The following is a 25384-nucleotide window of genomic DNA, read 5'->3' as shown; positions in this document are numbered from 1 at the left end:
GCCCCCCTCCCCAGGTGTACCAGTTTCCCCAACTCGAACATCTGGAAAGGAGGGCTGCGTGTCTATCGATCACCACCGTCAGCGCGGCCCTGTCTGTGCCCTGCGAGCTTGCTTGCAGGGCTGACCAGGACGGTCCGGGAATTTTCCCCCGCTTCGATTTTTGGTCTGCCCTTCGTGGTGCCGCTGATCTCGGCCTGATGGCCTACCGGCGCACCGTCAAAGTGCATTGAGCCGGGCTCCGGCAAGACCAGAGAAATCGACATGGCCCTGATCAGCCTCAAATCCCTCGGCGTCACCATGAGTGCGCCGCTCTTCTCCAACCTCGACCTCATCATCGGTGCCGGCGACCGGCTGGGCATCGTCGCGGCCAACGGCCGTGGCAAATCCACCCTGCTCAGATGCCTGGCCGGCGAGTTGGACGCCACGACCGGCGATATCACCCGGACGCGCGGCTTGCGCGTCGGCCATGTCGAGCAATCCGTCCCCGGCGCGTTGCTCGACCGCAGCTTCCATCAGGTGGTTGCCGATGTCTTGCCGCCTGGGCAGCTTGGCAGCGAGCTTTGGCGCGTCGACGTGGTGCTGGATTCGCTCGATGTGCCTGAGGACATGCGCGACAGGCCGATGCGGGCCTTGAGCGGCGGCTGGCAAAGGCTGGCGCTGATCGCCCGCGTCTGGGTCACCGACCCGGACGTGCTTCTGCTCGACGAGCCGACCAACCATCTCGACCTCGCCAGGATCGGCCAGCTCGAAACCTGGCTCAACGCGCTGCCACGCGAGGTCCCGGTGATCATCGCCAGCCACGACCGCGCCTTTCTCGACGCCACCACCAACCGCACGCTCTTCCTGCGCCCGGAAGAATCGCCGGTGTTTTCGCTGCCCTATTCGCGCGCCCGGCAGGCGCTCGACGAGGTCGACGCCTCGACGGCGCGGCGGTTCGAGCGCGACATGAAGGTCGCACAGCAGTTGCGCCGGCAGGCAGCCAAGCTCAACAACATCGGCATCAATTCCGGCAGCGACCTGCTGACGGTCAAAACCAAGCAGCTCAGGGAGCGGGCCGAAAGGCTGGAAGATGCAGCCGTGGCAGCGCATCGCGAGCGTTCGGCCGGCGCGATCCGATTGGCCAACCGTGGCACCCACGCCAAGGTGCTGATCACGCTCGACGACCCGGCGGTCGAAACGCCCGACGGCACGCTGCTGTTCAGGACCGGCAAGCGCCATATCTGCCAAGGCGACCGCATCGTGCTGCTCGGCCGCAACGGTGTCGGCAAATCGCGCTTCATTGCGATGATCCGCGCCGCCATCGCCGAACTGGGGTCGGAAGAAAGCGTCAAGGTGACGCCGTCGACCGTGCTCGGCTACAGCGACCAGGCTCTGTCCGGCATCGGCGCCGACGCCACCCCGCTGGCGATGGTCTCGCGCCGCTTCGAGATCGGCGAGCAGCGCGCCCGCTCGCTTCTCGCCGGCGCCGGCGTCGCCATCGAGATGCAGGAGAAAAGGATTGCCGCGTTGTCGGGCGGACAGCGGTCGAGGCTGATGTTGCTGGTGCTGCGGCTCCTCAACCCCAATTTCTACCTCCTCGACGAGCCGACCAATCACCTCGACATTGACGGCCAGGAAGCGCTGGAGGACGAGTTGCTGAAGCATCAGGCAAGCTGCCTGCTCGCCTCGCACGACCGCTCCTTCATCCGCGCGATCGGCAACCGGTTCTGGCTGATCGAGAAGCGGCGGCTGACCGAAGTCGACAGTCCGGAAGGGTTCTTCCGCTCGGTGGCCGCGACGGAGCGCTGATAGCCACGACAAGGCCGGCCTATACGGGGGGCCGGCCTATACGGGCCGGCTTTCCGGGCGCGCATGAAAAATTCCGGTGACCTGTCGGATTGCCGCAGCATTCCTCGTCCTTGGGATGCCGACACGGTGCTGACGGCACCAACCAGGGAGAGTTTATCATGTCCATCTTGTCATCCATCAGCCGCATCGCCAGCCAATATGCGACGGCGCGCGCCCGCTACCGCAGCGAGCGCATTCTGCTTTCGCTGCCGGCCGACCTGCGCAAGGACATCGGTTTTCCGGAAATTCTCGACACGCGAAACGGCCGCTGCACAGCCACCTTCTCGACCGACGTCATTTGAAAGCGACCAACGGGTTCATGCGACGGTCATCGGCTTCACCGGCTGCGCGGCCGGTCCGGGCCCGGGCCCGCTAAAAAAAATTCCGCTGCCCGTGTAGGATTGCTGTCGCCTCGTCCGTCTTTTGATCGCAACGCCCAATCAACCCGTGAAGAGGAACACGTGAAATGACCGACCAGAACCCGCCCCGCGCCAAAGTTCTTGGCGGATTGACCCCCTATCTGCAGGTCGACGGCGCCATCAAGGCGGCCGAGTTCTACAAGAAGGCTTTCGGGGCCGAGGAAGTCTTTGCCTATCCGCCGGACGACAAGGGCCGCACCATGCATATCCATCTCTATGTCAACGGCTCGACGCTCATGCTGGGCGACGCCTATCCCGAGCACGGCCATCCGCATCAGGCGGCGCAGGGTTATACGCTCCAACTCCATCTCGGTAGTGACGACGTCGATGCCTGGTGGAAGCGCGCGGTAGACGCCGGCTGCGAAGTCGTCACGCCCCTCCAGGTAATGTTCTGGGGCGACCGCTGGGGCCAGGTGAAGGATCCCTTCGGCGTCGCCTGGGCGATGAACGCGCCGGTAAAATAGGTTTCCCAGCGAGCAAGCGTCGGCCGCCAATCCCAGGGCTGACGCGCTCACCCGCGCCGGGTCGTATCCCCGCCGGCCCGGCGCTCGTTTTCAGCGAAGGAGTTTACCCATGTCCTATGTCGATGGTTTCGTGCTTGCCGTGCCGAAGGCAAATCTTGATGACTACAAGAAAATGGCTGCGAATGCCGGCGCCGTCTGGAAGGAGCACGGCGCGCTCGCCTATGTCGAATGCATCGGCGACGACGTGCCCTATGGCGAACTGACCTCGTTCCCGCGCGCCGTGCAGGCGAAGGACGACGAAGTCGTCATCTTTGCCTGGGTCGTTTACGAATCCAGGCAGAGCCGCGACGCGGTCATGGCGAAAGTGATGGCCGACGAACGTCTCAAGATGGACTGGTCGACAATGCCCTTCGACGGGAAGCGCATGATCTTCGGCGGCTTCCAGCCATTTATCGAGGTTTGAGCACAGCCGATTCGGTCCTCATCCAGGGCGGAGCAGGAACGGAGCTCCTGCTTCCCCCTGGAATGACGAGGTTGCGAGGCAGCGGCTAATCTCACAGGCCTGCGATGGCTGAGAGCAAGCGGCCTACCATCCAACCCGGCCCTATCCGTTCTGGAGCTTGACGAGCAGCGGCTTCAGCCGCTCCCCATAACGCTTCCACAGGTCGACCGAGCCCTGATACATCGGCTGGCGCACCTGCGCGGCCGACGCCGTGCGCACCGGCCGGTCGGTCTCGTGGAACGCCAGCACCTTGTCGTCCCAAGGCAGGCCGAGATGCGCCATCAGCGCCCGCGTCTGGCCTTCCTGATCGGCGACGAAATCCTCGTAGCGGACGTCGTGGACGACGCCGGGCAGAACTTTGTGCCAATGCGCCATGATATCGGTGTAGAGGTTATGGAAATCGGCGAGCTCGCCAAGATCGTAGCCGTAACGATGGCTGTCGCCGCGGAAATGCACTTTGAAGATCGACAGGCACGTGGCCGCGGCGTCGCGCGCGCAATGCACGATCTTCGCCTTCGGCAGCATCATGTGCAGGAAGCCGACCAGCAGGAAGTTGCCCGGCATCTTGTCGGTGACATGGCGGAAGCCCGGATACCGGGCATGCAGCATGTCGATATAGGCCTGCCCGGCCTCGGCAAAGGCCTTGTCCGGCATGTCGGCTATCCCTGAGGGAAAACCGCCCGGCATGCTCATCGGAAACTGCTTGCCGACGACCGACTTCAGGATGCTGAGCTCGCCCGCGCCAAAGACCTGCGGATGGCTGGCTATGATCTGCTCGACCAGCGTCGTGCCGGAACGCGGCATGCCGACGACGAAGATCGGCGTGTCGTCGGAAATGTCGCTCGGCCTGTGCTTTTCGAAGAAGGCCTTGTCGAAGGCCGACTTCATCGCTTCGAACTCGTCGCGCGTTCTCACCGGGTCGTAGTCGATGCCCTTGCGGCGGATCGCATTGCCCTCGGCGAAATAGTCGAAGGCGCGGCCATAATCCTTCAGATCGTCATTGGCCTTGCCGAGGCCGAAGGAAAGCTGCATGCGCGCAAGGCTGTCCTGCGGCGCCTTGGCGTGCTCGGCCTCCATGCCGGCAAGCTCGGCGTCGCGCTCTGTCTGGCGCTTGACCTGGGTCAGCAGAAGCCAGGCTTTCGCCATCGCCGGAGCGATCGCCACCGCCTGGCGGGCAAGATCGGCGGCCTCGGCGAGCTTGCCCTTCTCCATCAGGGCGACGCCCAGTCCGTAGAGCAGCTCGGCATCCTTGGGCCGGATCGACAGCGACTCGCGGAAGAGCGCAATCGCCTCGTCGAGCCGCCCGGCTTCCTGCAGCGTTTCGGCAAGGCCGATGCGGGCGCGGACATGGAACGGGTTGCGGCCGATCGTGCTGCGATAGATCTCCTCAGCGCCATCGAACTGGCCGAGCTGCTTCAGCGACGAGCCGAGATTGTCGCGTGCCGCGAGTTGGTCCGGGCGGATGTCCACTGCGCCACGGAAGAAATCGACGGCGGCGGCAACGCGGCCGAGGTCGCGCATCACCGTGCCCATGTTGTTGAGGAAATCGGCATTTTGGGGCTGCAGCGTGACCGACTGCTCGATGAAGTCCAGCCCTTCCTCGCTGCGACCGGTCTGGTGCAGGAGGAGCCCGAGGAAATGCAGCGCGGCGGCATGATTAGGCTGCTGCCCCAGCACCTGCCGGTAAAGCGACTCCGCCTCCTGCCGGCGTCCTGCCTGGTGCAGCTGCAGCGCCCGTTGCACATAGGGATCGAGGGGGCTCGCCGATCCTGGCTTGCCGCCCGCGTTTGCCGCTCTTCTCTGATCTCTGTTAATGGGAAACCTGCCGTGTTTGTCCGCCCGCCGGACCTAAGCCAAGCGGGCGGCAGATGCAAGTGTGTGGGCAGCGCTCCGGCGACTTGCCCGCAATGCCGCTAGCAAGGCCCGTCGCCGATGATGCGATAGTCCGCCGCGCGGGCCTCGCACGCATTCGGGAAAGTGCGCACCTCGCCGTAGCGTCTGGCGCAGACCGGCGCGTATTCGCGGGTGCAGAAGGTTTGCTCGCCGCCACCGCCGCCATCCCGGCAAGGCCCGTCACGCACGATGCGATACCCTGCCCGCTCCGCCAGGCAGGCATTGGCGAAGGTCTGGCGGTCGCCGCCGCGTCTTGCGCACACCGGTTCGTATTGCATCGTGCAGAGCTGCGGATGCGGCCCCGGCGGACGCGGACGCGGTCCTTCGTCGACGACCACGGTACAGGCCGCCAGCAATGCCGACAGTAGCAGGGCGACAAGGCCCTGCCGCGAAACGATTGCCGCAAGAAATCGCATAGGTCCCTCTCCTATCTGGCTCAGGCGCGATCGCGCCAGCTCGCGCAATTCCTCGCCATTTTGGGATCGAACGCAACCCCGGCTTGTGCTTTGCCCGGGCGAAATTTATCGCCGGTCGGCTTCTCGCACTGGCCCATGCCCGGCTTTTCACTGGCCGATGACCGGTCATGGCGCCGGGTCTATCGATGGCCTGGCGTTGGGCGCGCCGAGGGCGGCCCGCGGTGCTGTCTTGCAACCATCACATTTCCGTGTAATAAATTTGGTGTTCGGGCATTTGCGACCCGGAGAGCGGCACGTTTTGGACGACCTTTCCCCGATAGTGTGAATCTCTGACGGCCCCGTTTTTCGGCGGGGGCTTTGACCATGCGCGAATGCATGACTGCCGAAGCAACACCGGGATCAGCCCAAGGAAGCGGGCGAGCCCACGAGACTGATACGGGTGAAGGAGTTTCCCCCATGGCCCAGACCGGCACCGTAAAGTTCTTCAACGCCACCAAAGGCTTCGGCTTCATCACGCCTGACGGCGGCGCCAAGGACGTGTTCGTCCACATCTCCGCGATCGAGGCCTCCGGCCTGCGTACGCTCGTCGACGGCCAGAAGGTCACCTTCGACGTCGAGCCTGACCGCATGGGCAAGGGTCCGAAGGCGGTCAACCTCCGCGCCGCCTGAGCGGGCGACGCTGCCTGTCTTCCGCTGATGAACGGCGCGGCAGGATCATGAATCGGCTTCGCAGGAAGCTTGAGTTTTCGAGGGCGCGACGGTTCCGTCGCGCCCTTTTTTGTCCGGCAAATAGTTGTATTGGCAGGCGAAAACTTTCTCTTGCCGATAGCGCTAAAATAAAGGACAAATTTCCTCTCGGGCAGTTTGCCGGCCCGAGACTGACTTGATGGGATCAAAGGAGCTTCCCATGCCGCAGACCGGCACCGTCAAATTCTTCAACCATGCCAAGGGCTTCGGCTTCATCACGCCCGACGATGGCGCGAAGGACGTCTTCGTCCATATTTCGGCCGTGCAGGCGTCGGGCCTTCCCGGTCTTGAGGATGGGCAGAAAGTGACATTCGACACCGAGCCCGACAAGCGAGGCAAGGGTCCGAAGGCCGTCAACCTGTCTATCGGCTAAGCCGGCTCAAGACAGATCCGACGGAGACTGAGCAGGCGGGGCGCTCCCGCAGAGCTCGGAATTTTGTCGAGCCGCGAAATCGTTCGCGCAGTGCCGTTCAGCCTCCGTTCAGCCACGGTCTTCTACTAACCCCTGCTAAAGCCGACCCGCATCCCCTGAAATACGCGGGCCGGCGCGAAGGAGACCGAAAATGAACCGAATTCTCAAGACCGCCATTGTGACCGCCGGCGTCGCCGCGACCACTTTGGCCACCTTCTCGGCGGCAAATGCTGATGATTGGCGCTGGCGTCGTCATCATCACAATGGCGGCGACGCCCTTGCCGCGGGCGTTGTCGGCCTGGCGGCGGGCGCCCTGATCGGTAGTGCTCTCAGCAACCCTGGGCCGAGATACTACGATCCCGCCTATGATGACGGCTATTATGTCGACCGCCCCGTTCGCCGCTACTATGTACAGCCGCGCGTCGTCTATGCCGACCGCTATGCCGAGCCGTGGACCCGCGAATGGTACGAGTATTGCTCCGACCGCTACCGCACCTTCAACTCGCGTACCGGCACATTCACCGGCAACGATGGCGAACAGCATTTCTGTGTTGCCAACTAAGACTTAGGTTTCCAGTCCAGGCAAAAGCGCCGCCCTCGAGCGGCGCTTTTTTCTTTGCGCAGAGGATCAGGCCAGGAAGGGATTCGTCCGGCGCTCCTCGCCGAAGCGGCCGCCCGGACCGTGACCGCAGATGAAGCCGATATCGTCTCCGAGCGGCAGCAGCTTGTCTTTGATCGAGGTGATCAGCGCGGCGTGATCGCCGCCTGGCAGATCGGTGCGGCCGATAGAGCCGCGAAACAGCACGTCGCCGACATGGGCGAATTTGGCCGAGCGGTTGTAGTAGACGACGTGGCCCGGCGCGTGCCCCGGACAATGCAGCACCTCGAACGAATGCTCCCCGAAAGAGACCGTGTCGCCTTCGCTGACGAAACGGTCTGGAATGCAATTGCGCACCGGATCGGTAAGGCCGAAGCGCTTGGCCTGGTTCTCGAGATTGGCAAGCAGCGGCCGATCGGCCTCGTGCGGGCCGATGATGTCGATGCTGAGTGCATCCTTCAGATCCATCGCGCCGCCGGCATGATCGATATGGCCGTGAGTGATCCAGATCGCCTTCGCCGTGATCGCGTTGTCCTTGAGTACCGCCAGAATCTTGTCGACGTCGCCGCCGGGATCGACGACGACACCCTGTTTGTCGTCCATGTCGAAGAGAATGGTGCAATTCTGCTGGAAGGGCGTGACCGGCACGATGCCGGCATTGAGCTGACCCATGGCTTTCCTTTCGAGGTGTTGCCCTGATGTAGAGAGCACAGCCGACTGCGTCCACCGGTGATCCCTCTAAAAGAAATGGGCGGCCATAGCCGTCCATGGGAAGCCTGAAATTCTGCCAAGCCTATTCTTCATCACGGTCATGACCGCGCGCATGATGTCGGTGAGGATGGCGCCGGCGCCGACGATGATGCTTTGTATGCCCATCGCCCTGCCAGTCCACCGGCTGCTCCGCTGCCGTCGCCGGATCGCCCGCACCCATGAGACGCCGAATTGCTGCGCAGGCGCCTAAATAAAAGGGGCGGCCCGAAACCGCCCCGTTGCACAAAAAGGCTGTGACTATCGCTATTCTGCGGCGATGGCGTGCTTTGGCTGCACCGCGGCAGAATAGTCGTTCATCAGCGTCTTGGCGATCTCGCCGACCTCGAATCGGTACGGGCCGATTTCCGAGACCGGCGTGACTTCCGCGGCCGTGCCGGTAAGGAAGCACTGCTCAAAGCCATCGAGCTCTTCGGGCATGATGGCGCGCTCGATCACCTCGATGCCGCGGTCCTTGGCCAGGCCGATAACGGTGCGGCGGGTGATGCCGTCGAGGAAGCAGTCGGGCGTCGGCGTGTGGATCTTGCCGTCCTTGACGAAGAAGATGTTGGCGCCGGTGGCTTCCGCCACCTGGCCGCGCCAGTCGAGCATCATGGCGTCGGCATAGCCCTTGGCCTCGGCGGCGTGCTTGGAAAGCGTGCAGATCATGTAGAGGCCGGCGGCCTTGGACTTGGATGGCGCGGTGCGCGGGTCGGGCCGGCGCCATTCGGCGACGTCGAGACGGATGCCCTTCAGCTTCTGCGCCGGGTCGAAATAGCTCGGCCACTGCCAGATGGCGATGGCGCAGTTGATGCGGTTGTTCTGCGCCGAAACACCCATCTGCTCGCTGCCGCGCCAGGCGATCGGACGCACATAGGCGTCCTTGAAACCCTGCTTTTTCAGAAGCTTGCGGCAAGCCTCGTCGACCTCGCCGACCGAGTAGGGAATCTTGAAGCCGAGCAGGCGCGCCGATTCATGCAGGCGCTCATTGTGCTCGGTGAGCTTGAATATCTGGCCGCCATAGGCGCGCTCGCCCTCGAAGACGGCGCTGGCATAGTGCAGGCCATGGGTCAGCACGTGGATCTTGGCCTCGCCCCATTTGACGAACTCCCCGTTCATCCAGATGAAGCCGTCCAGTTGATCGAAGGGAACGGATGCCATGGAAACCTCCCGCGGGCGGCCGCCCGCCAATCGTTGTGTCATACGGCCTTTCGTATCGGCCCCGCCACTGGGTCCGAAACCGCCGGCCTGTGTCTGGAAGCGTAGGCGGATATTCAATCCCTGGCAAACTTAGGAAGTTCCGGAAAAACGGCTTCCGCTTGCCTTTTCGTTCGCAATCCGCCGAAAAGCTTGTCAAAAATTATCATTTGCGGGAAATTACGTCAACAGTACTGACGTAATTCCCGCTTGGCATGGAGAAATGATGACGGAACGAAGCCCCGCAGCCGGAAAACCGATCAGGACGGCGATCACCGACGAGGACGGCATCGACTTTGCCATCATCGAGCTGTTTTTCTTCGCTTATCGCGACTTCACCTCCGATCCCGACCAGATCCTTGCCGATTACGGCTTCGGCCGTGCCCATCACCGCGTCCTGCATTTCGTCAACCGCAGGCCCGGACTGACGGTAGCCGAGCTGCTCGATGTGCTGAAGATCACCAAGCAGAGCCTGGCGCGGGTGTTGAAGCAGCTGATCGACACGGACCATATTGTCCAGGTGCAAGGGTTGCGCGACCGCCGGCAGCGCGAGCTCTATCCGACTGCCAAAGGCCGCGCGCTGGCACTGGCGCTGGCACGGCCACAGTCGCGCCGCATCCGTGCTGCATTGGAGGATTCCGGGACCGCCGAGCGCGCCTCGATCGAGAGATTCCTCGAGGCGATGGTCAATCCGGAACTTAGAGCGCAGATCGACATTGTGCCTGCGCAAACATCGGGGAAGCAAAATGGAGACCACTGAGAAGGTTGATCATCCGGCAGCGCCCGGCGATGATGCGCCGCATCTGCTGGTGGTCGACGACGACACCCGCATTCGCAATCTGCTCAAGCAATATTTGTCCGAGAACGGTTTTCGGGTCACCGTCGCCGGCAACTCGGGCGAGGCCCGGCGCAAGCTCGCGGGGCTGGACTTCGACCTGCTCGTGCTTGACGTCATGATGCCCGGCGAAACCGGCGTCGACCTCACCAAGGCGCTGCGGGCCGAGAAGAACGTGCCGATCCTGATGCTTACGGCGCTGTCGGAAACCGACAGCCGTATCACCGGGCTCGAGGCCGGCGCCGACGACTATCTTCCGAAGCCCTTCGATCCGCGCGAGCTCATCCTGCGCATCAACAACATCCTGCGCCGCGGCGGCCCGGCGGCGACGCCGAAAGTCGAGCAGCTCGTCTTCGGCCCCTACACGTTCCAGATCGCCAAGCGCGAACTGAAGCGTGGCGGCGAGGCGCTGAAGCTGACCGACCGCGAGCAGGAAATCCTGGCGATCTTCGCCGCCCGGGCGGGCGAAACCATACCTCGGCACGAGCTCGTCGGCGACGAATCGGATGTCGGCGAGCGGACCATCGATGTCCAGATCAACCGGCTGCGCCGCAAGATCGAGCGCGATCCGTCAAATCCGGTGTGGCTGCAGACCGTGCGCGGTATTGGGTATCGGCTCAGCGTGGAATAACATGCTCGCAGACGGCCTTGGCTGAATGGCCGTCTACGAGCGGAAGGGCGAATGGCGACCACGCAACTGGAAAAGCCCAAGACCGGGAGCCTCGGCGATCTCGCTTTGCGCACGCTGAGGGCGATGCCGCGCGCCTGGAACCGGTTCTGGCGCCTGGTCGCGCTCTACATGCCGAAGCGGCTTTATGCCCGCTCCCTGATCATCGTCATCGCGCCGATGATCCTTTTGCAGTCGGTCGTTGCCTTCGTCTTCATGGAGCGCCACTGGCAGACAGTTACCCAACGCCTGTCGCAGGCGACGATCGCAGACATCGCTGCCATCATCGACATGATGGAGACCTATCCCCACGACGCCGATTACGCCAACATCATCCGCATCGCCCAAGACCGCATGCAGCTGAAAGTGGATCTGCTGCCGCCCGATCCCCTGCCGGCCCCCGGGCCGAAGCCGTTCTTCTCAATCCTCGACACGGCCCTGTCGTCGGAGATTACCCGGCAGATCAACCGTCCCTTTTGGATCGACACGGTCGGCAACTCCAATGTCGTCGAGGTCCGCGTCCAGCTCGAAGGCAAGGTGCTGCGCGTCTTCGTGCGTCGCAGCCAGGCTTATGCCTCAAACACCCATATCTTCCTGATCTGGATGGTCGGCACCTCGCTGGTGCTCTTGATGATCGCCATCCCCTTCCTGCGCAATCAAATAAGGCCGATCCTGACCCTGGCCGAAGCCGCCGAGAGCTTCGGCAAGGGCCGGCCGATGCCGCGCGATTTCCGTCCGCGCGGCGCGGAGGAAGTGCGCCGCGCCGGCTTCGCCTTCATCCAGATGCGCGAGCGCATCGAGCGCCAGATCGAGCAGCGCACCGCCATGCTGACCGGCGTCAGCCATGATCTCAGGACCATTCTGACCCGCTTCAAGCTGCAGCTGGCCCTGGCCGGCGGCAAGGCCGAGACCAAGGCCGCGCTGAACCAGGACATCGACGACATGCAGTCGATGCTGGAGGGCTATCTCTCCTTTGCCCGCGGCGAGGCGGCGGAAGACACCGGCCGCTTCGATCTCGATGCCTATTTCCAGAAGCTTGGCGAGGAAGCGCAACTGCGCAAATGCAAGCTGTCGACGACACTGACCGGCGATCCGACCGTGCATGTGCGGCCGAACGCCTTTGCCAGGCTGATGTCCAACGTCATCGGCAATGCCTTCCGATATGCCAAGACGGTCGAGGTCCATGCCAATCATGGGCGCGGCTCGCTGACCGTCACCATCGACGATGACGGTCCCGGCATCGCGCCGGACAAGCGCGAGGAAGTGTTCAAGCCATTCCTGCGGCTCGACGAAGCGCGCAATCTTGATGCCAGCGGCACCGGCCTTGGTCTGTCGATCGCCCGCGACATCGCCCGAACTCATGGCGGCGACATCATGCTGGAAGACAGCCCGCTTGGCGGTTTGCGAGCCGTGATCAAGGTGCCGGCTTAGTCGGACAAAGACGGCCTTCATCCCTCCGTCATGAGATCATGGTCAAGAGCGCGCATGAAGCGCGCGACTTTTATCGATTCGGCCATGCCGCCCCGCTTCGATCCCGCACCCGCCCGGGTGCGCTGGAGCGAAGCGCGAGCTGCAGCCTGGCTGCCGTTCCGCCATCGTGCCGGCGCGCCCAAGAATCTGTGCGAAGGGTCGCCATGCGAATCCTGATGGTCACCGATGCATGGCGACCGCAGGTCAACGGCGTGGTTCACACGCTGGAGCGGCTTACCGAAACGCTGAAATCCTTCGACGTCCAGCTCGATTTTCTGACGCCGAACATCTTCCGCACCTTGCCGCTGCCGACCTATCCGGACATTCGCCTCGCCTTGACAACCCCCGGTCATGTTGCGCGGCTGATCGAAGCGGGAAAGGCCGACCACATCCACATTGTCACCGAAGGGCCGCTCGGCATCGTGGCGCGCCGCTACTGCCGCAAGGCCGGCCGTCCCTTTACCACCAGCTACCACACGCGTTTTCCCGAATATCTCAGCGCCCGCCTGCCGGTGCCGGAGAGGTGGGCCTATAACTGGCTGCGCGACTTCCACAATTCCGGGCAGGGCACGTTGGTCGCCACGCAATCGTTGGCGGACGACCTTGCCTCGCGCGGCTTCGATAAGCTGAGGCCCTGGACTCGCGGCGTCGACACCGATCATTTCCGACCGGACAAACGCAAGGACACCAGCTTTCCCCGCCCCATCTTCCTCTGCGTCGGCCGTGTCGCGATCGAAAAGAACCTGACCGCCTTCCTCGATCTCGATCTCCCCGGCAGCAAGGTGGTGGTCGGCGAAGGGCCGGAACTGGCAAAGCTCAGCGCCCGCTATCCGAACGCGCATTTCCTCGGCCATCGCCCGAACGACGAACTGGCGGAAATCTACGCTTCGGCCGACGTCTTCGTCTTTCCGAGCCGCACCGACACCTTCGGCAACGTCATCATCGAGGCTCTGGCCAGCGGCACGCCGGTGGCTGCCTATCCGGTGACCGGACCGATCGACATCGTCGGCGACGGCGTCGGTGGGGCCGTATCCGGGGATTTGCGCGATGCGGCGCTCAAGGCGCTTCACATTGACCGCGCGGGGGCGCGCCAGCGCGCTCTGCGCTACAGTTGGAAGGCATGCGCCGAGATGTTCCTCGACGTTGTCGAAGAAGCGCTGGGAATGCCGCGCAAGCGCGCCGATCAGAACGCGGTGACGTCAGGCCGGCCCAGGCTGGTTCTAGAATAGACGCCCGCCGTCCGGCACTTTGCGCTCGATGGCGCCGAGCACGACGGCGCCCTCCTCGTCCGGAAAGCCAAGCGTCAGCACTTCCGACATGAACGGGCCGATCTGGCGCGGCGGGAAATTGACCACCGCGAAGACCTGCCGGCCGATCAGCGTCTCCGGCGCATAATATTTGGTGATCTGCGCCGACGACTTCTTCACTCCCAGCGCCGGGCCGAAATCGATCTTCAGCTTGAATGCCGGCTTGCGCGCCTCCGGAAAGGGCTCAGCCTCGACGATCGTGCCGGCACGGATGTCGACACGATCGAAATCGGCAAAGCTGATCTCGGGCTTGCGCTCGCTGCTGGAACTCATCGGCGGTATTGGCTTCGCTCAGGCGCTTCCGTGGGTTTCAAAGAGCACGCTGGACAGCGCGTCCTTGGCCGACGTACCCGACCAGACGACGAATTGGAAGGCCTGGAAATAGCATTCGCAGGCCTCTAACGCCGATGACAGAAGCACCTCGACCTGCTGGCTCGACGGCTCGACCCCGCCGGCGAGCAGCAGCGATTGCCGGAACATGATCGCGCCCTCCTGCTCCCACAGGTCGAAATGGCCGAACAGCATCTGTTCGTTGATCAGCGAAAGGAGCCGCATCACCTCCAGCGCGCGCGTTTCCGGCACCTTGATGTCGAAGGCGCAGGCCAGATGCAGCGCCTCGAAATCTTCCATCCAGGAGAAGGAGACATGATAGTCGGTCCAGCTGCCTGTTACCGAAATCGAGATCTCGTCGTCGCCGGCGCGTTCGAAGGACCAGTCATTGTTGTGGGCCACCTGCTCGATGACGTCCACCGGGTGGATTTCGCGGGAGAATTCGAGTTCGAGGAGTTCCATGAATGCTTCCTGTCGTTCTGAGAGCGCCGCCACACGCTCCGCGAGAGAGGGCACGCACAACGAACAATCTTGTCTAGAACTCGGACGGCCAGGACTTTCCAAACGCAAAGACCCCAACCGGACCCCACCGCCCGGCGCATGACCCTGCTTCGAATCATGCAACAAATTCAGTCTATTGATCGGGAGTCGCGTGAACAGCCCAATTTTTCGCACTGCGTCATTCGCATGTGGAAAGGCGCTGTCAAAAAGATTCATGCAATGCCGGTAAGCGATTCACGGCAAAGCGATTTTTCGGATCGTGCTTTGTGGAAAAGTTTACGATTATTTTTTTGATCTGGGCTTCGCCGCAGCCGCAGGTGCGGCTTGCCCGGTCAATTCGGCGAGCTTGGCCTCGAGCGCTTCGACGCGCACCGCAAGCTGGATGTTGTCTTCTCTTGCCTTGACGGCCATCTCGCGCGCAGCCTCGAACTCCTCGCGTTTCACCACATCCATGGAGTTGAGCAGGCGCTCGGCCTGGCTGCGGAAAGCCGTCTCCATCTCGCGCCTGACGCCTTGGGCTGCCCCCGCGGCATCGGTCATCAGCTTGGCGAATTCATCGAGAATGCGGTTCGTTCCGGTCGACATGGCAAATCCTCGCTTGATTGTTTTGACGTAGTAGCGCGCGGCACGGATTGCAAGCGAAGCGTGCCTTGACCCCGCCAAAACCCTGCCGCATGGTCCGCGCCCGATAGACGACCGCAACCGGAGCGACCCAGTTTGAGCAAATATTTCCTGCTGCCGCTGGCCTCCCTGCCCTTCCCCAATATCGACCCGGTTATCGTCCATATCGGGCCGCTGGCGGTGCATTGGTATGGCGTCGGCTACATCGTCGGCATTCTGTTCGCCTGGTGGTACGCCAAGCGCCTGGTCAGCAATGCCAGCCTTTGGCCGGACGGCAAGCTGCCGATGAAGCCCGAGGATCTTGACGATTTCATCGTCTGGGCGGCGATCGGCGTGGTGCTCGGCGGGCGCACCGGCTATGTCCTCTTCTACGACCTTCCACGCTATATCGCGCATCCGCTCGACACCTTGGCGGTCTGGCAGGGCGGCATGTCGTTCCATGGCGGACTGCTCGGCGTGATCCTCGCCATGACCCTCTTTTCGCTCAAGCGCGGCATTCATACCTGGACGCTGTTTGACGTCGTCTCGGCCGGCGTGCCGGTCGGCCTTGGGCTGGTGCGTGTGGCCAATTTCATCAATTCGGAGCTCTGGGGCCGTCCGTCGGACGTGCCCTGGGCGATCGAATTCCCCAATGGCGGCCCGTTCACCCGGCATCCCAGCCAGCTCTACGAGGCGCTGCTGGAAGGTCTTGTGCTCTTCCTGGTGCTGCGCTTTCTCACCCACTCGCGGCTGAAGCTGAAGACACCGCGCTTCGTCGGCGGCGCCTTCATCTGCGGCTACGGCCTGTCTCGCATCTTCGTCGAGTTCTTCCGCGAGCCTGACCGGCAGCTCGGTTATCTGCTCGGCACCAACTGGCTGACCATGGGCATGGTCCTGTCCTCGCCGATGGTGCTCGCCGGCATCTGGGCCATGGCCACCGCAAAGCCGACGACGCAGACGCAGCCGGCATGACCAGGCTGAAGGAGCGCATCGTCGGCCTGATCGGCGCGGTGGGGCCGATCCCGGTCAGCGAATACATGGCGCTCTGCCTGTTCGACCCTGAGGACGGCTATTATACGACGCGCGAGCCCTTCGGCGCCGCCGGCGACTTCGTCACCGCGCCGGAGATCAGCCAGATGTTCGGCGAGCTTGTCGCCGTCTGGCTCTACCAGGCCTGGCAAGGCGGCGGGCGTCCGCTGCCAGCCACCTTCGCCGAAATCGGCCCCGGTCGCGGCACGCTGATGAAGGACATGCTGCGCACCTGGTCCCGCCTCGATCCGGCGCTTGCCGCCAAGGCTTCCTTCGCCATGATCGAGACCAGTCCGCGCCTGGCCGAAATCCAGAAAGAGACGCTCGCCGGCCAGAGCCCCGCCCTGAGCTGGCACCAAACCATCGACACGCTGCCGCAGCAGCCGCTCTTCATCGTCGGCAATGAACTCTTCGACGCCGTGCCGATCCGCCAGTTCGTCTATGTCGGCGCCGGCTGGCGCGAGCGCATGGTCGGGCTCGACGAACAAGACAATCTTCATTTCTTCGCCGGCGCGGGTTCCGTCGACCCGGCGCTGCTGCCGGCCGGCGCGGCCGATGCTCTGCAAGGCGCCATCGTCGAGGTGGCGCCGGCCCGCGCCGCGCTGATGGCAGCGATTGCCGAGCGTATCGCCGGCCATGGCGGCGCCGGGCTGTTCATCGACTACGGCCATCTTGAGCCGGGCTTCGGCGACACATTGCAGGCTGTGCGCAGGCACGATCACGAAGACGTGCTGGCCAATCCCGGCGGGGCCGATCTTACCGCTCACGTCGATTTCGCCGCGTTGGCTGCAGCTGTCCGGGAGCACGGCCTCCAGGCGGAACTGACCACGCAGAGCGAATTCCTGCTCGGCATGGGCTTGCTCGAGCGCGCCGGCGCGCTGGGCGCCCGGGCCGATGATGTCGCGCGTCAGGCGATTTCCGAGGCGGTCAAGCGCCTTGCCGGCCCCGATGCGATGGGCGAGTTGTTCAAGGTGATGAAGATCCTGCCAGCCGCGAAAACTGGCTGACATCGGCGGGCAACCCGTGCAAGCTGACCCTGCCACTTGCCCGAGCCTCACATCCCCAACCGAACTCCACCTTGACGAAATCGCCCACGCGGACAACAAACCCTTCCATGCTGAATCAGACCAGACCCGATCCAGTACGCTCGCCGCTGCTTGCGAAGGCGCCAGGCATACGCCACGGCTATTTCACCCGCATCGGCGGCGTCTCCGGCGGCATCTATCAAGGCCTCAACATCGGCACGGGCTCCGGCGATGATCAGACGCTGGTTGCCGAGAACCGTCGCCGCGTTGCCTACTGGATGGGCGTGCCGGCGGATCATCTCCTCACCGCGCACCAGGTCCATTCTCCCGATGTCGTCATTGCCAGGGAGCCTTTTGCCGGCCCCCGCCCCAAGGCAGACGCCATCGTCACCGACCGGCCGGGCATCGCTGTCGGCGCCTCGACGGCCGATTGCGGACCGGTGCTGTTCGCCGACGCGGAGGCGCGCGTCATCGGCGCGGCCCATGCCGGCTGGAAAGGCGCCCTCACCGGCGTGCTCGAAAACACCGTAGCCGCGATGGAAGGGCTCGGCGCCCGCCGCGATCGCATCGTCGCCGTGCTCGGCCCTTCCATCGGACCCGACAATTACGAGGTGGGACCGGAATTCGTCGCTCGCTTCGTCGAGGCCGACCCCGGCAATCAACTCTACTTCAGATCGTCGCAGAACCCTGGCCACTCGATGTTCGACCTCAACCAATATACGGTCGATCGGTTGCGCAAGGCCGGCGTGACCGCCGACGGGCTCGGCCGCTGCACTTACGCCGAAGAACACCTTTTCTATTCCTACCGCCGCACCACCCACCGCAAGGAAGCGGATTACGGGCGGCAGGTTTCGGCAATCGTTCTGGAGAAAGAGTAAATGGCGCTGCATTTCGAACGTTCGGAATTCGACGCGCGGCGCGACCGGCTGCTGATCGAGATGGCCGAGAAGAAGCTCGACGCCGTGCTTTTGTTCGCGCAGGAGAGCATGTACTGGCTGACCGGCTACGACACTTTCGGCTTCTGCTTCTTCCAGTGCCTGGTGGTGAAGGGCGACGGCTCGATGGTGCTGCTCACCCGCTCGGCCGATTTCAGGCAGGCGCGAAACACCTCGACCATCGAGAATATCGTATTGTGGACCGATCGTGATGGCGCCAATCCCGCGATCGACCTGCGCAACCTGCTCAACGATCTCGATCTGCTTGGCGCCCGCATCGGCGTGGAATACGACACGCACGGCCTCACGGCCTACAATGGCCGTCGCGTGGACGAGCAGTTGCAGACCTTCGGCCAGATCGCCGATGCTTCCGGGATAGTCGGCCGGCTGCGTCTCTTCAAGAGTCCGGCCGAGATCGCCAAGGCCGAAAAAGCCGCAAGCCTCGCCGACGATGCGCTCGATGCCGCGCTGCCGCTGATCAAGCAGGGCGGCGACGAGGCGCTGATCCTGGCCGCCATGCAAGGAGCAGTTTTTGCCGGCGGCGGCGACTATCCCGCCAACGAATTCATCATCGGCTCCGGCGCCGATGCCCTGCTCTGCCGCTACAAGGCCGGCCGCCGCAAGCTCACCAAGAACGACCAGCTGACGCTCGAATGGGCGGGCGTCTTCCATCACTATCACGCGGCGATGATGCGCACCGTTTTGACCGGGAAGGTCTCGAAGCGCCACCAGGAACTGTTCGATGCCGCCCGCGCGGCCCTGCTTGCCGTCGAGAAGGCGATGACGCCGGGCAATTCCTTCGGCAACGTCTTCGACGCGCATGCCCGCACGCTGGAGGCGCATAATCTGACCAAGCACCGGCTGAACGCCTGCGGCTATTCGCTCGGCGCCCGCTTCACGCCGTCCTGGATGGACATGCCGATGTTCTACCAGGGCAATCCGGAGCCGATCGCGCCCAGCATGACGCTGTTCGCGCATATGATCATCATGGATTCGGAAACCGATACGGCGATGACGCTCGGCCGCACCTATCTTACCACGGAATCGGCGCCGAAGCCGCTCTCGCGCCATGATCTCGACTTGATCGTGCAGTGAATCCATAATGGTTGGTTCACGCGGGGGCGTTCGCCACCAAGGAGTTGTCGGGCAAATGAGACGATCGCAGGTGACGACCGTGTCATTGCTTGCGGCGCTGGCGCTGGCCGCCTGCACCAACGCCAAGGACGTCCTCGATCCTTCTGCCGTCAAGCCGCCGGCGGGTTCGGCCCAGGCTCTGCCGGCCACCCAGGGCACGTCGGCCACCGCATCGCCAACAACGACCACCGCGCCCGCGCCCACAGCGACCGCGGCGGCTTCAACGCCTGCCACGCCGGCTCAGGCCGCCGCCATCGCCAAGACCCGGCTGCAGGTAGCGCCGATCGTCGGCGCCTCGGTGGAGGCCGCAGCACCCTTGACGGCGGAATTGCAGACGCGCGCCAGGCAGCGCGGCGTGACCCTTGTCGGCAGCACCGACCAGACGGCGACGCATGTGCTGAAGGGATATTTTTCGACGATGTCCGAAGGCAAGGAGACCACAGTCATCTATGTCTGGGACATCTACGATCCTTCGGGCAACCGCCTGCATCGCATCAATGGGCAGCAGAAAGCGGCCTCGGTTGGCAGTGGCGAAGGCTGGCCGGCGGTAGCGCCGGCGACCATGCAGGCCATCGCCGACCAGACGATCGACCAGTTCACCGCGTGGCTCGGCGGCGACGGCGCCGGTTGATCGACCAACCTGTTGCCGGCTTGCGATCCAGCCGGCCTTTGTTGCGCCTTGTCGAACGATTCCCGATCACGAGGCTTGCAATACCGGCGCGGGCCGCTAAAAGCCCGGCATAAAGGCTCATGAGAGTCTGTCCCGTCTCTCCATCCTTCACCAGGAACGGTGCATGAAGCTTTTTGCGGGCAATTCCAACAGGGTGCTGGCCGAAGCGGTCGCTCGCTATCTCAACATCCCGCTGGGGAAGGCCAGCGTCAGGCGCTTCGCCGATCAGGAGATCTTCGTCGAGATCCAGGAGAACGTGCGCGGCGAGGATGTCTTCATCCTGCAGTCGACCTCCTATCCGACCAACGACCATCTGATGGAGCTGCTCATCATGATGGACGCCTTCATGCGCTCCTCGGCAAGGCGCATCACGGCGGTCATTCCCTATTTCGGCTACGCCAGGCAGGACCGCCGCGCCTCAGGCCGCACGCCGATTTCGGCCAAGCTCGTCGCCAACATGATCACCCGCGCCGGCGCCGATCGCGTGCTGACGCTCGACCTGCACGCCGGCCAGATCCAGGGCTTCTTCGACATCCCGACCGACAATCTGTTCTCGGTGCCGGTGATGGCCCGCGACGTGAAGGCGAAATACAAGCAGCTCGGCAATGTCGTCGTCGTATCGCCCGACATTGGCGGCGTAGTGCGGGCGCGCGCGCTTGCAAAACGCTTCGATGCGCAGCTCGCCATCGTCGACAAGCGCCGCGAGCGGCCCGGCGAATCCGAGGTGATGAATATCATCGGCGCCGTCGCCGGCAAGGATTGCCTCTTGATCGACGACATCGTCGATTCCGGCGGCACGCTCTGCAACGCGGCCGATGCCTTGCTCGCCAACGGCGCGACCAGCGTCACTGCCTACATCACCCATGGCGTGCTCTCGGGCGGCGCCGTTGCCCGCATCAGTGGCTCGAAACTGCAAGAACTGGTGATCACCGATTCCATCCAGCCCAGCCAGGCCGTGCTCGACGCGCCCAACATCCGCGTCATCTCGATCGCCGACCTGATGGGCGAGGCGATCTCGCGCACGGCGACAGAAGAATCGGTCTCAAGCCTGTTCGACTAAGCCGCGGCGCTGCTGGCTTGAACCGGGCCGCTTGATCGCTTTGGCCCCTCGCCTGACTCGCGCGCGCCGCGCATATAGCCGCGAGGCGAGCTGCCGAGCATGCGCCTGAACATGGTGATGAACGCCGGCACGCTGTCATAGCCAAGATCGAGCGCCACCCTGGTGATGGGTTCGCCGTCGGCGAGCCTCGGCAGCGCCGCGAACAGGCAGGCCTGCTGGCGCCAAGTGGAGAGCGACAGCCCGGTCTGGCGGTGGAAGGCGCGTGTGAAGGAGCGCCGGCTCATGCCAGCGGCATCCGCCCATTCGTCGATCGTCGCATGTGGCGAAGGCGCCGCGACAAAGCGCCGGCAGAGCGCCGCGAGCTTCGGATCCGACGGAAAAGGCAGGCCGAGCGGCCGCTCCGGCAGGTTCGGTATCTCATGCAGCAAGAGCCCCATGATCAGCCCGGCGCGTCCTTCGAGCTCGCCGCCCTGAGGCAGCTTCTCCGATTCCACGATCAGGCTGTGCATCAGCTCGGTGATGCCGACGACGCGTAATCCCTCCGGCAGGCCGGGAATTGCATCCGGCACCACATAAACCGAGCGCATCGAGACGTCGCCCAGCATCTCGACCGAATGCTCGATGCCGGCCGGTATCCACATCGCATGGTCGGGCGGCACCATCCAGCGGCCGTGCCTGGTCGTCACCAGCACGACGCCGACAAGCGCATGCAGCAACTGGCTGCGGCTGTGGCGGTGCCGCGGCACGTGGTAGCCGTCGGGATATTCGGTCGGCAGCGCGACCGCCGGCCCGACCGCCTGCTCCAGCCACTGCCAGCGGCTTTCATGCAGCCGGCCGAGCTCGGCGGCATCGCCCCTGAAGATTTCCCGGCCATGCGGCATTCGATGTGGCCCACTTGCGAAACTATTGGACCAAACCACGAAAGAAGTCGCCATTCAAGCCGATTATAAGACAAGCGGCCAATAAAGCTGGCTGGCTGCGGTTCGCCGCCAAAAAGACCCGGAGCATTGCCTTGACCGATACGACCGCCACCGCCGTCGCCACCCCAGCGCCGGCAAGCCACACCTCGGCGCAAGCGACGGCCTTCACCGTCATTCTTGCGGTGAGCTTCTGCCACTGCGTCAACGACATCATGCAGTCGCTGCTTTCGGCGATCTATCCGCTGCTCAAAGAGAATTACGGTCTCGATTTCTGGCAGATCGGCCTTCTTACGTTCACTTTCCAGGTGACGGCCTCGCTGCTGCAGCCTGTGATCGGCATGATCACCGACAAGCGGCCGATGCCCTATTCCTTGCCTTGGGGCATGGCCTCGTCACTGGTCGGGCTGGTGGTGCTCGCGCATGCCGGCCATTACTGGCTGCTCCTGATCGGCGCCTCGCTGATCGGTATCGGCTCGGCGATCTTCCATCCGGAATCCTCGCGCATCGCCCGCTTCGCCTCGGGCGGCCGCTTCGGTCTCGCGCAATCGCTGTTCCAGGTCGGCGGCAATTTCGGCCAGGCGATGGGCCCGCTGCTCGCCGCCTTCATCGTCGTGCCTTTCGGCCAGACGAGCATTTCCTGGTTCGCCGTCGGCTCGCTGATCGGCATCGTCGTGCTGTGGCAGGTTGGCGGCTGGTACAGCCGGCTGCGCGCCTCGATGGCCAGCCGCAAGCCGGCGGCTCACGTCTCGCCCTTCCCACGCAAAAAGGTCATGGGGGCACTGGCGGTGCTGACGCTGCTGGTGTTGAGCAAGAACGCCTATATCGCCTCGCTGTCCAGCTACTACACCTTCTACGCCATCCATAAGTTCGGCGTTTCGGTGCAGATGTCGCAGGTCATGCTCTTCCTGTTCCTCGGCGCCTCGGCGCTTGGCATCCTGCTCGGCGGCCCGTTCGGCGACCGCTACGGACAGAAGGCGATGATCTGGTTCTCGATCGTCGGCGTTCTGCCCTTCACGCTGGCGCTGCCTTACGCCAATTTGGAATGGACGATGGTGCTTACCGTTGTGATCGGCCTGATCCTGTCGTCGGCCTTCTCCAACATCGTCGTCTTCGCGCAGGAACTGGTTCCCGGCCGCGTCGGCATGATCGCCGGCATCTTCTTCGGCTTCGCCTTCGGCATGGGCGGCATCGCTGCGGCCGTGCTCGGCGTCATCGCCGACATGAAAGGCATCGACTTCGTCTACCACGTCTGCTCGTACCTGCCCTTCCTCGGCCTGCTGACCGTGTTCCTGCCGAACATGAAGGAGGCCAGGAAAGCCTGAGCCGGCCACTCCGGACGAGCTCCAGAGAGCAAAGCACCCGCGCGATGGCGGGTGCTTTTCTGGCGCTGGGACTCAGGCCTGGAAGAAAGCCAGGAGGTCGGCATTGATGACGTCCGCATGGGTCGTCGCCATGCCGTGCGGAAGGCCCTTGTAGACTTTGAGCTCGCCCTTCTTGAGCAGCTTGATCGCGAGCAGCGCCGAATCCGCGATCGGCACGATCTGGTCGTCGTCGCCATGCATGACCAGCACCGGTACGTCGATCTTCTTCAGGTCCTCGGTGAAGTCGGTTTCCGAGAACGCCTTGATGCAGTCGTAATGCGCCTTGGCGCCGCCCATCATGCCCTGCCGCCACCAATTGTCGACCACACCTTCCGACACCGTCGCGCCTGGACGGTTGAAGCCGTAGAAAGGGCCGGCCGGAACGTCGCGGAAGAACTGGGCGCGGTTCGTCGTCAGCGCCGAGCGAAAGCCGTCGAACACTTCGATAGGCAAGCCGCCGGGATTGGCAGCGGTCTTGAGCATGATCGGCGGCACCGCGCCGATCAGCACAGCCTTGGCGACACGGCCTTCGGAACCGTACCGCGCGACATAGCGCGCCACTTCGCCACCGCCGGTCGAATGCCCGACATGGATGGCGTTCTTGAGGTCGAGATGCGCAACCAGCGCCGTCACATCGGCGGCGTAGGTGTCCATCTCATTGCCGGTGTCAGTCTGGCTGGAGCGGCCATGGCCGCGGCGGTCATGGGCGATGACCCGATAGCCCTTGGAGAGGAAGAACAGCATCTGGGCATCCCAGTCGTCGCTGCTCAGTGGCCAGCCATGGTGGAAGACGACCGGCTGACCGGTGCCCCAATCCTTGTAGTAGATCTGCGTGCCGTCGTTGGTGGTGATCGTGCCGCTGCCCGAGCCGGCCTTCGCATGTGAAGCTTCAGTCATCTCAATCTCCGTTTTAGGTGTCGCGATAAATGATATCGCTATAATGATGTGTCTAGCGCAACAATGACTTCTTGTCCACGATAATATGTATCGCGATATGATTTTTTGTGCTAAAGAGCCTCACGACGTCGACAAAAGGATCATGGCGCGATGCCTCTGCCCCTGGACAATCAGCTCTGTTTCGCGCTCTACGCCACGAGCATGGCGATCAACCGTACCTACAAGCCCGTGCTCGACGAGATGGGGATCACGTATCCCCAGTATCTCGTGCTCAATGCGCTTGGAGAGGCCGATGGCATGTCGGTCGGCACCATAGCGCGCCGGCTGGCGCTGGAATCGAGCACCGTCACCCCGCTGGTCAAGCGCATGGAGCAGGCGGGTCTGGTGACCCGCCAGCGCAGCCATCACGATGAGCGGCAGGTGCAGGTCGATCTCACCGCGGCAGGCCGGGCGCTGCTCACGCAATGCAGCTGTCTGGGCGAAACGCTGGTCGAGCGTTCAGGCATGACCTCGGCCGAGATCGATGCTCTCACGCGAAAAGTCCGGGCGTTGCGCGATGCGTTGAGCGGCGACCAATCGGCTGATGCTGCCTGACCTCCAAACGCCGGACAAAGTCTGCTTAGTGCAGGCCACGGCCCGCGTCCCATCGCCGGGGCCATTTCCGCCGCGGCTTGGCAGGCATCCTCGACGATGGTCCTTCGAGAAGGGCCGTTCAAAATCCTTGCTTAACCCGGCACGGCCTCTCTGCTGACCGGCGGCAGTGGCGGCGCATCCAGCCCCTGGAACGGGTCGCTCCAGGCATCGATATGCTCGATCCGCCGATACCAGCGGCTGAGCGATGGATAGTCATCGAGCGGCAACCGGGCAGCATCATTGAACGCGAGAAAGGTCGCCATACGAAAGTCGGCATAGCAAACCGAATTGCCGACCAGCCATTGGCGCCCGCAAAGCTCGGCTTCAAGGATGGCGGCCGTCATGTGGAACTGCCTCAGCCCCTCCTCGACCAATGCCTTGTCGATCGGCCCCAGTCCCCAGCGCTGTTTCGTGCCGCGCTCGAAATGCACCATGTCGCAGGCCCTGACGAAATTCTCCTTGCCCCAGCTCAGCCAGCGGATCATCTGCGGCTCGTCGTCGCCGGTGCGCCAGAAATCCGAATGCATGTCGCGCGAGAGCCGGCATGCGATCGCATCGGCTTCCCACAGGCTCCATCCCCGGCCGACCAGGATAGGCAAGGTCAAATTGGGGTTAAGCGCGCGGTAGCGCTCGGCCTGCCCCGGTGCCATGGGCGAGGCGAATTCGAAGGCGACATCGGCCTTCAGATAGCGCGCTGCCGCGACCGCGAGGCGAGGATTGGGATTGCGGCTGAACAGTAGTTTCATGTCGATCTCCGGTCCTTCGATTGCCTGCCAAGGACGTTTGAA

30 protein-coding genes are annotated in these 25384 nt (G+C 63.6%); 19 read left to right on the top strand and 11 right to left on the bottom strand.

All coding sequences use genetic code 11. The annotated features are described in order from the left end of the window. Nucleotides 1-261: 261 nt before the first annotated feature. The 4 genes from P9217_RS15960 to P9217_RS15945 all read left to right on the top strand — a co-directional run bounded on the left by P9217_RS15960 (nucleotide 262) and on the right by P9217_RS15945 (nucleotide 3173). Entirely contained in the window at nucleotides 262-1788 is a 1527-nt protein-coding gene (locus P9217_RS15960) for an ABC-F family ATP-binding cassette domain-containing protein (protein ID WP_278087241.1), read from the top strand. Between the two features lie 158 nt (nucleotides 1789-1946). After that, nucleotides 1947-2129 (top strand): hypothetical protein, encoded by a 183-nt coding sequence (locus P9217_RS15955; protein ID WP_067326607.1) that lies wholly within the window; start codon nucleotides 1947-1949, stop codon nucleotides 2127-2129. Between the two features lie 164 nt (nucleotides 2130-2293). Continuing rightward, nucleotides 2294-2710: a glyoxalase/bleomycin resistance/extradiol dioxygenase family protein gene (locus tag P9217_RS15950; RefSeq protein ID WP_066994423.1), complete on the top strand. Its 417-nt coding sequence runs from the start codon at nucleotides 2294-2296 to the stop codon at nucleotides 2708-2710. 109 nt (nucleotides 2711-2819) lie between these two features. Continuing rightward, complete coding sequence (locus tag P9217_RS15945) at nucleotides 2820-3173, top strand: DUF1428 family protein (RefSeq protein WP_067326604.1); 354 nt, start codon at nucleotides 2820-2822, stop codon at nucleotides 3171-3173. A 141-nt stretch (nucleotides 3174-3314) separates the two neighbouring features. On the opposite strand, the gene P9217_RS15940 is transcribed toward P9217_RS15945, so the two are convergent. Together P9217_RS15940 and P9217_RS15935 are read right to left on the bottom strand one after the other, a co-directional pair. Beyond that, on the bottom strand, nucleotides 3315-4955 hold the full coding sequence (locus P9217_RS15940) for a tetratricopeptide repeat-containing sulfotransferase family protein (protein WP_278087240.1): 1641 nt from the start codon (nucleotides 4953-4955) through the stop codon (nucleotides 3315-3317). A 170-nt stretch (nucleotides 4956-5125) separates the two neighbouring features. Further along, a complete protein-coding gene (locus P9217_RS15935; RefSeq protein ID WP_067326597.1) occupies nucleotides 5126-5521 on the bottom strand; it encodes a Kazal-type serine protease inhibitor domain-containing protein in 396 nt (131 codons plus the stop codon). Nucleotides 5522-5977: 456 nt separating this feature from the next. Between P9217_RS15935 and P9217_RS15930 the strand changes: the two genes are divergently transcribed. The 3 genes from P9217_RS15930 (at nucleotide 5978) to P9217_RS15920 (ending at nucleotide 7242) form a co-directional block, all read left to right on the top strand. Then, nucleotides 5978-6190, top strand: coding sequence for a cold-shock protein (locus P9217_RS15930; protein WP_006202520.1), 213 nt, complete (start codon nucleotides 5978-5980; stop codon nucleotides 6188-6190). A 238-nt stretch (nucleotides 6191-6428) separates the two neighbouring features. Continuing rightward, complete coding sequence (locus P9217_RS15925; protein ID WP_006202521.1) at nucleotides 6429-6641, top strand: cold-shock protein; 213 nt, start codon at nucleotides 6429-6431, stop codon at nucleotides 6639-6641. Between the two features lie 190 nt (nucleotides 6642-6831). Next, nucleotides 6832-7242, top strand: coding sequence for a BA14K family protein (locus tag P9217_RS15920; protein ID WP_066994411.1), 411 nt, complete (start codon nucleotides 6832-6834; stop codon nucleotides 7240-7242). 66 nt (nucleotides 7243-7308) lie between these two features. On the opposite strand, the gene P9217_RS15915 is transcribed toward P9217_RS15920, so the two are convergent. From P9217_RS15915 to P9217_RS15905, 3 genes are all read right to left on the bottom strand, one after another. Next, the gene (locus P9217_RS15915) at nucleotides 7309-7950 is read right to left on the bottom strand and encodes an MBL fold metallo-hydrolase (protein WP_278087239.1); all 642 of its coding nucleotides are present in this window, start codon (nucleotides 7948-7950) and stop codon (nucleotides 7309-7311) included. A gap of 66 nt (nucleotides 7951-8016) precedes the next feature. Next, entirely contained in the window at nucleotides 8017-8154 is a 138-nt protein-coding gene (locus tag P9217_RS15910; RefSeq protein ID WP_164763686.1) for a hypothetical protein, read from the bottom strand. Nucleotides 8155-8292: 138 nt separating this feature from the next. Further along, nucleotides 8293-9186 (bottom strand): branched-chain amino acid aminotransferase, encoded by an 894-nt coding sequence (locus P9217_RS15905; RefSeq protein WP_278087238.1) that lies wholly within the window; start codon nucleotides 9184-9186, stop codon nucleotides 8293-8295. A 262-nt stretch (nucleotides 9187-9448) separates the two neighbouring features. Here P9217_RS15905 and P9217_RS15900 point away from each other — a divergent pair, with 262 nt between their 5' ends. From P9217_RS15900 to P9217_RS15885, 4 genes are all read left to right on the top strand, one after another. After that, entirely contained in the window at nucleotides 9449-9982 is a 534-nt protein-coding gene (locus tag P9217_RS15900; protein ID WP_128203069.1) for a MarR family transcriptional regulator, read from the top strand. Next, entirely contained in the window at nucleotides 9969-10688 is a 720-nt protein-coding gene (locus P9217_RS15895) for a response regulator transcription factor (RefSeq protein ID WP_059188911.1), read from the top strand. The genes P9217_RS15900 and P9217_RS15895 overlap by 14 nt, the downstream gene beginning before the upstream one ends. A 51-nt stretch (nucleotides 10689-10739) precedes the next feature. After that, nucleotides 10740-12155, top strand: a complete 1416-nt coding sequence (locus P9217_RS15890) for an ATP-binding protein (protein WP_082953957.1) — start codon at nucleotides 10740-10742, stop codon at nucleotides 12153-12155. 203 nt (nucleotides 12156-12358) lie between these two features. Beyond that, on the top strand, nucleotides 12359-13423 hold the full coding sequence (locus tag P9217_RS15885) for a glycosyltransferase family 1 protein (RefSeq protein WP_278087237.1): 1065 nt from the start codon (nucleotides 12359-12361) through the stop codon (nucleotides 13421-13423). Here the strand turns inward: P9217_RS15885 and P9217_RS15880 are convergent. The 3 genes from P9217_RS15880 to P9217_RS15870 all read right to left on the bottom strand — a co-directional run bounded on the left by P9217_RS15880 (nucleotide 13415) and on the right by P9217_RS15870 (nucleotide 14917). Continuing rightward, nucleotides 13415-13774 carry a tRNA-binding protein gene (locus P9217_RS15880; protein WP_278053579.1) on the bottom strand — a complete coding sequence of 120 codons (360 nt, stop codon included), beginning with the start codon at nucleotides 13772-13774 and terminating at the stop codon, nucleotides 13415-13417. The genes P9217_RS15885 and P9217_RS15880 overlap by 9 nt on opposite strands. A gap of 18 nt (nucleotides 13775-13792) precedes the next feature. Next, nucleotides 13793-14293 (bottom strand): YbjN domain-containing protein, encoded by a 501-nt coding sequence (locus tag P9217_RS15875; RefSeq protein ID WP_066994911.1) that lies wholly within the window; start codon nucleotides 14291-14293, stop codon nucleotides 13793-13795. A gap of 321 nt (nucleotides 14294-14614) precedes the next feature. Beyond that, nucleotides 14615-14917: an accessory factor UbiK family protein gene (locus P9217_RS15870; RefSeq protein WP_066994397.1), complete on the bottom strand. Its 303-nt coding sequence runs from the start codon at nucleotides 14915-14917 to the stop codon at nucleotides 14615-14617. Between the two features lie 132 nt (nucleotides 14918-15049). Here P9217_RS15870 and lgt point away from each other — a divergent pair, with 132 nt between their 5' ends. From lgt to P9217_RS15840, 6 genes are all read left to right on the top strand, one after another. After that, the gene (lgt, locus tag P9217_RS15865) at nucleotides 15050-15904 is read left to right on the top strand and encodes a prolipoprotein diacylglyceryl transferase (protein WP_278087236.1); all 855 of its coding nucleotides are present in this window, start codon (nucleotides 15050-15052) and stop codon (nucleotides 15902-15904) included. Continuing rightward, nucleotides 15901-16968: a class I SAM-dependent methyltransferase gene (locus tag P9217_RS15860; protein ID WP_278087235.1), complete on the top strand. Its 1068-nt coding sequence runs from the start codon at nucleotides 15901-15903 to the stop codon at nucleotides 16966-16968. The genes lgt and P9217_RS15860 overlap by 4 nt, the downstream gene beginning before the upstream one ends. Before the next feature lie 107 nt (nucleotides 16969-17075). Beyond that, nucleotides 17076-17864 (top strand): peptidoglycan editing factor PgeF, encoded by a 789-nt coding sequence (gene pgeF, locus P9217_RS15855; protein WP_278087234.1) that lies wholly within the window; start codon nucleotides 17076-17078, stop codon nucleotides 17862-17864. Continuing rightward, entirely contained in the window at nucleotides 17865-19016 is a 1152-nt protein-coding gene (locus P9217_RS15850; RefSeq protein ID WP_278087233.1) for a Xaa-Pro peptidase family protein, read from the top strand. Between the two features lie 55 nt (nucleotides 19017-19071). Further along, entirely contained in the window at nucleotides 19072-19686 is a 615-nt protein-coding gene (locus P9217_RS15845) for a hypothetical protein (protein ID WP_095801664.1), read from the top strand. A 163-nt stretch (nucleotides 19687-19849) separates the two neighbouring features. After that, nucleotides 19850-20785 (top strand): ribose-phosphate pyrophosphokinase, encoded by a 936-nt coding sequence (locus P9217_RS15840; RefSeq protein WP_066994382.1) that lies wholly within the window; start codon nucleotides 19850-19852, stop codon nucleotides 20783-20785. Here P9217_RS15840 and P9217_RS15835 read toward each other — a convergent pair. Further along, a complete protein-coding gene (locus P9217_RS15835; protein WP_278087232.1) occupies nucleotides 20782-21666 on the bottom strand; it encodes a helix-turn-helix transcriptional regulator in 885 nt (294 codons plus the stop codon). The two genes, P9217_RS15840 and P9217_RS15835, sit on opposite strands and share 4 nt — an antisense overlap. 131 nt (nucleotides 21667-21797) lie before the next feature. On the opposite strand from P9217_RS15835, the gene P9217_RS15830 reads away from it, so the two are divergent. Continuing rightward, a complete protein-coding gene (locus tag P9217_RS15830) occupies nucleotides 21798-23027 on the top strand; it encodes an MFS transporter (protein WP_176477688.1) in 1230 nt (409 codons plus the stop codon). Nucleotides 23028-23099: 72 nt separating this feature from the next. Here P9217_RS15830 and P9217_RS15825 read toward each other — a convergent pair whose 3' ends face one another. Continuing rightward, a complete protein-coding gene (locus P9217_RS15825; RefSeq protein WP_278087231.1) occupies nucleotides 23100-23963 on the bottom strand; it encodes an alpha/beta hydrolase in 864 nt (287 codons plus the stop codon). Between the two features lie 150 nt (nucleotides 23964-24113). Between P9217_RS15825 and P9217_RS15820 the strand changes: the two genes are divergently transcribed. After that, nucleotides 24114-24557: a MarR family transcriptional regulator gene (locus tag P9217_RS15820; protein WP_278087230.1), complete on the top strand. Its 444-nt coding sequence runs from the start codon at nucleotides 24114-24116 to the stop codon at nucleotides 24555-24557. 131 nt (nucleotides 24558-24688) lie between these two features. Here the strand turns inward: P9217_RS15820 and P9217_RS15815 are convergent, their stop codons facing one another. Then, nucleotides 24689-25342: a glutathione S-transferase family protein gene (locus P9217_RS15815; protein ID WP_278087229.1), complete on the bottom strand. Its 654-nt coding sequence runs from the start codon at nucleotides 25340-25342 to the stop codon at nucleotides 24689-24691. Nucleotides 25343-25384: the final 42 nt, after the last annotated feature.

The organism is Mesorhizobium sp. WSM4989 (assembly GCF_029625795.1).
Taxonomy (GTDB): domain Bacteria; phylum Pseudomonadota; class Alphaproteobacteria; order Rhizobiales; family Rhizobiaceae; genus Mesorhizobium.
This window is presented reverse-complemented; position numbering and strand designations above follow the sequence as displayed.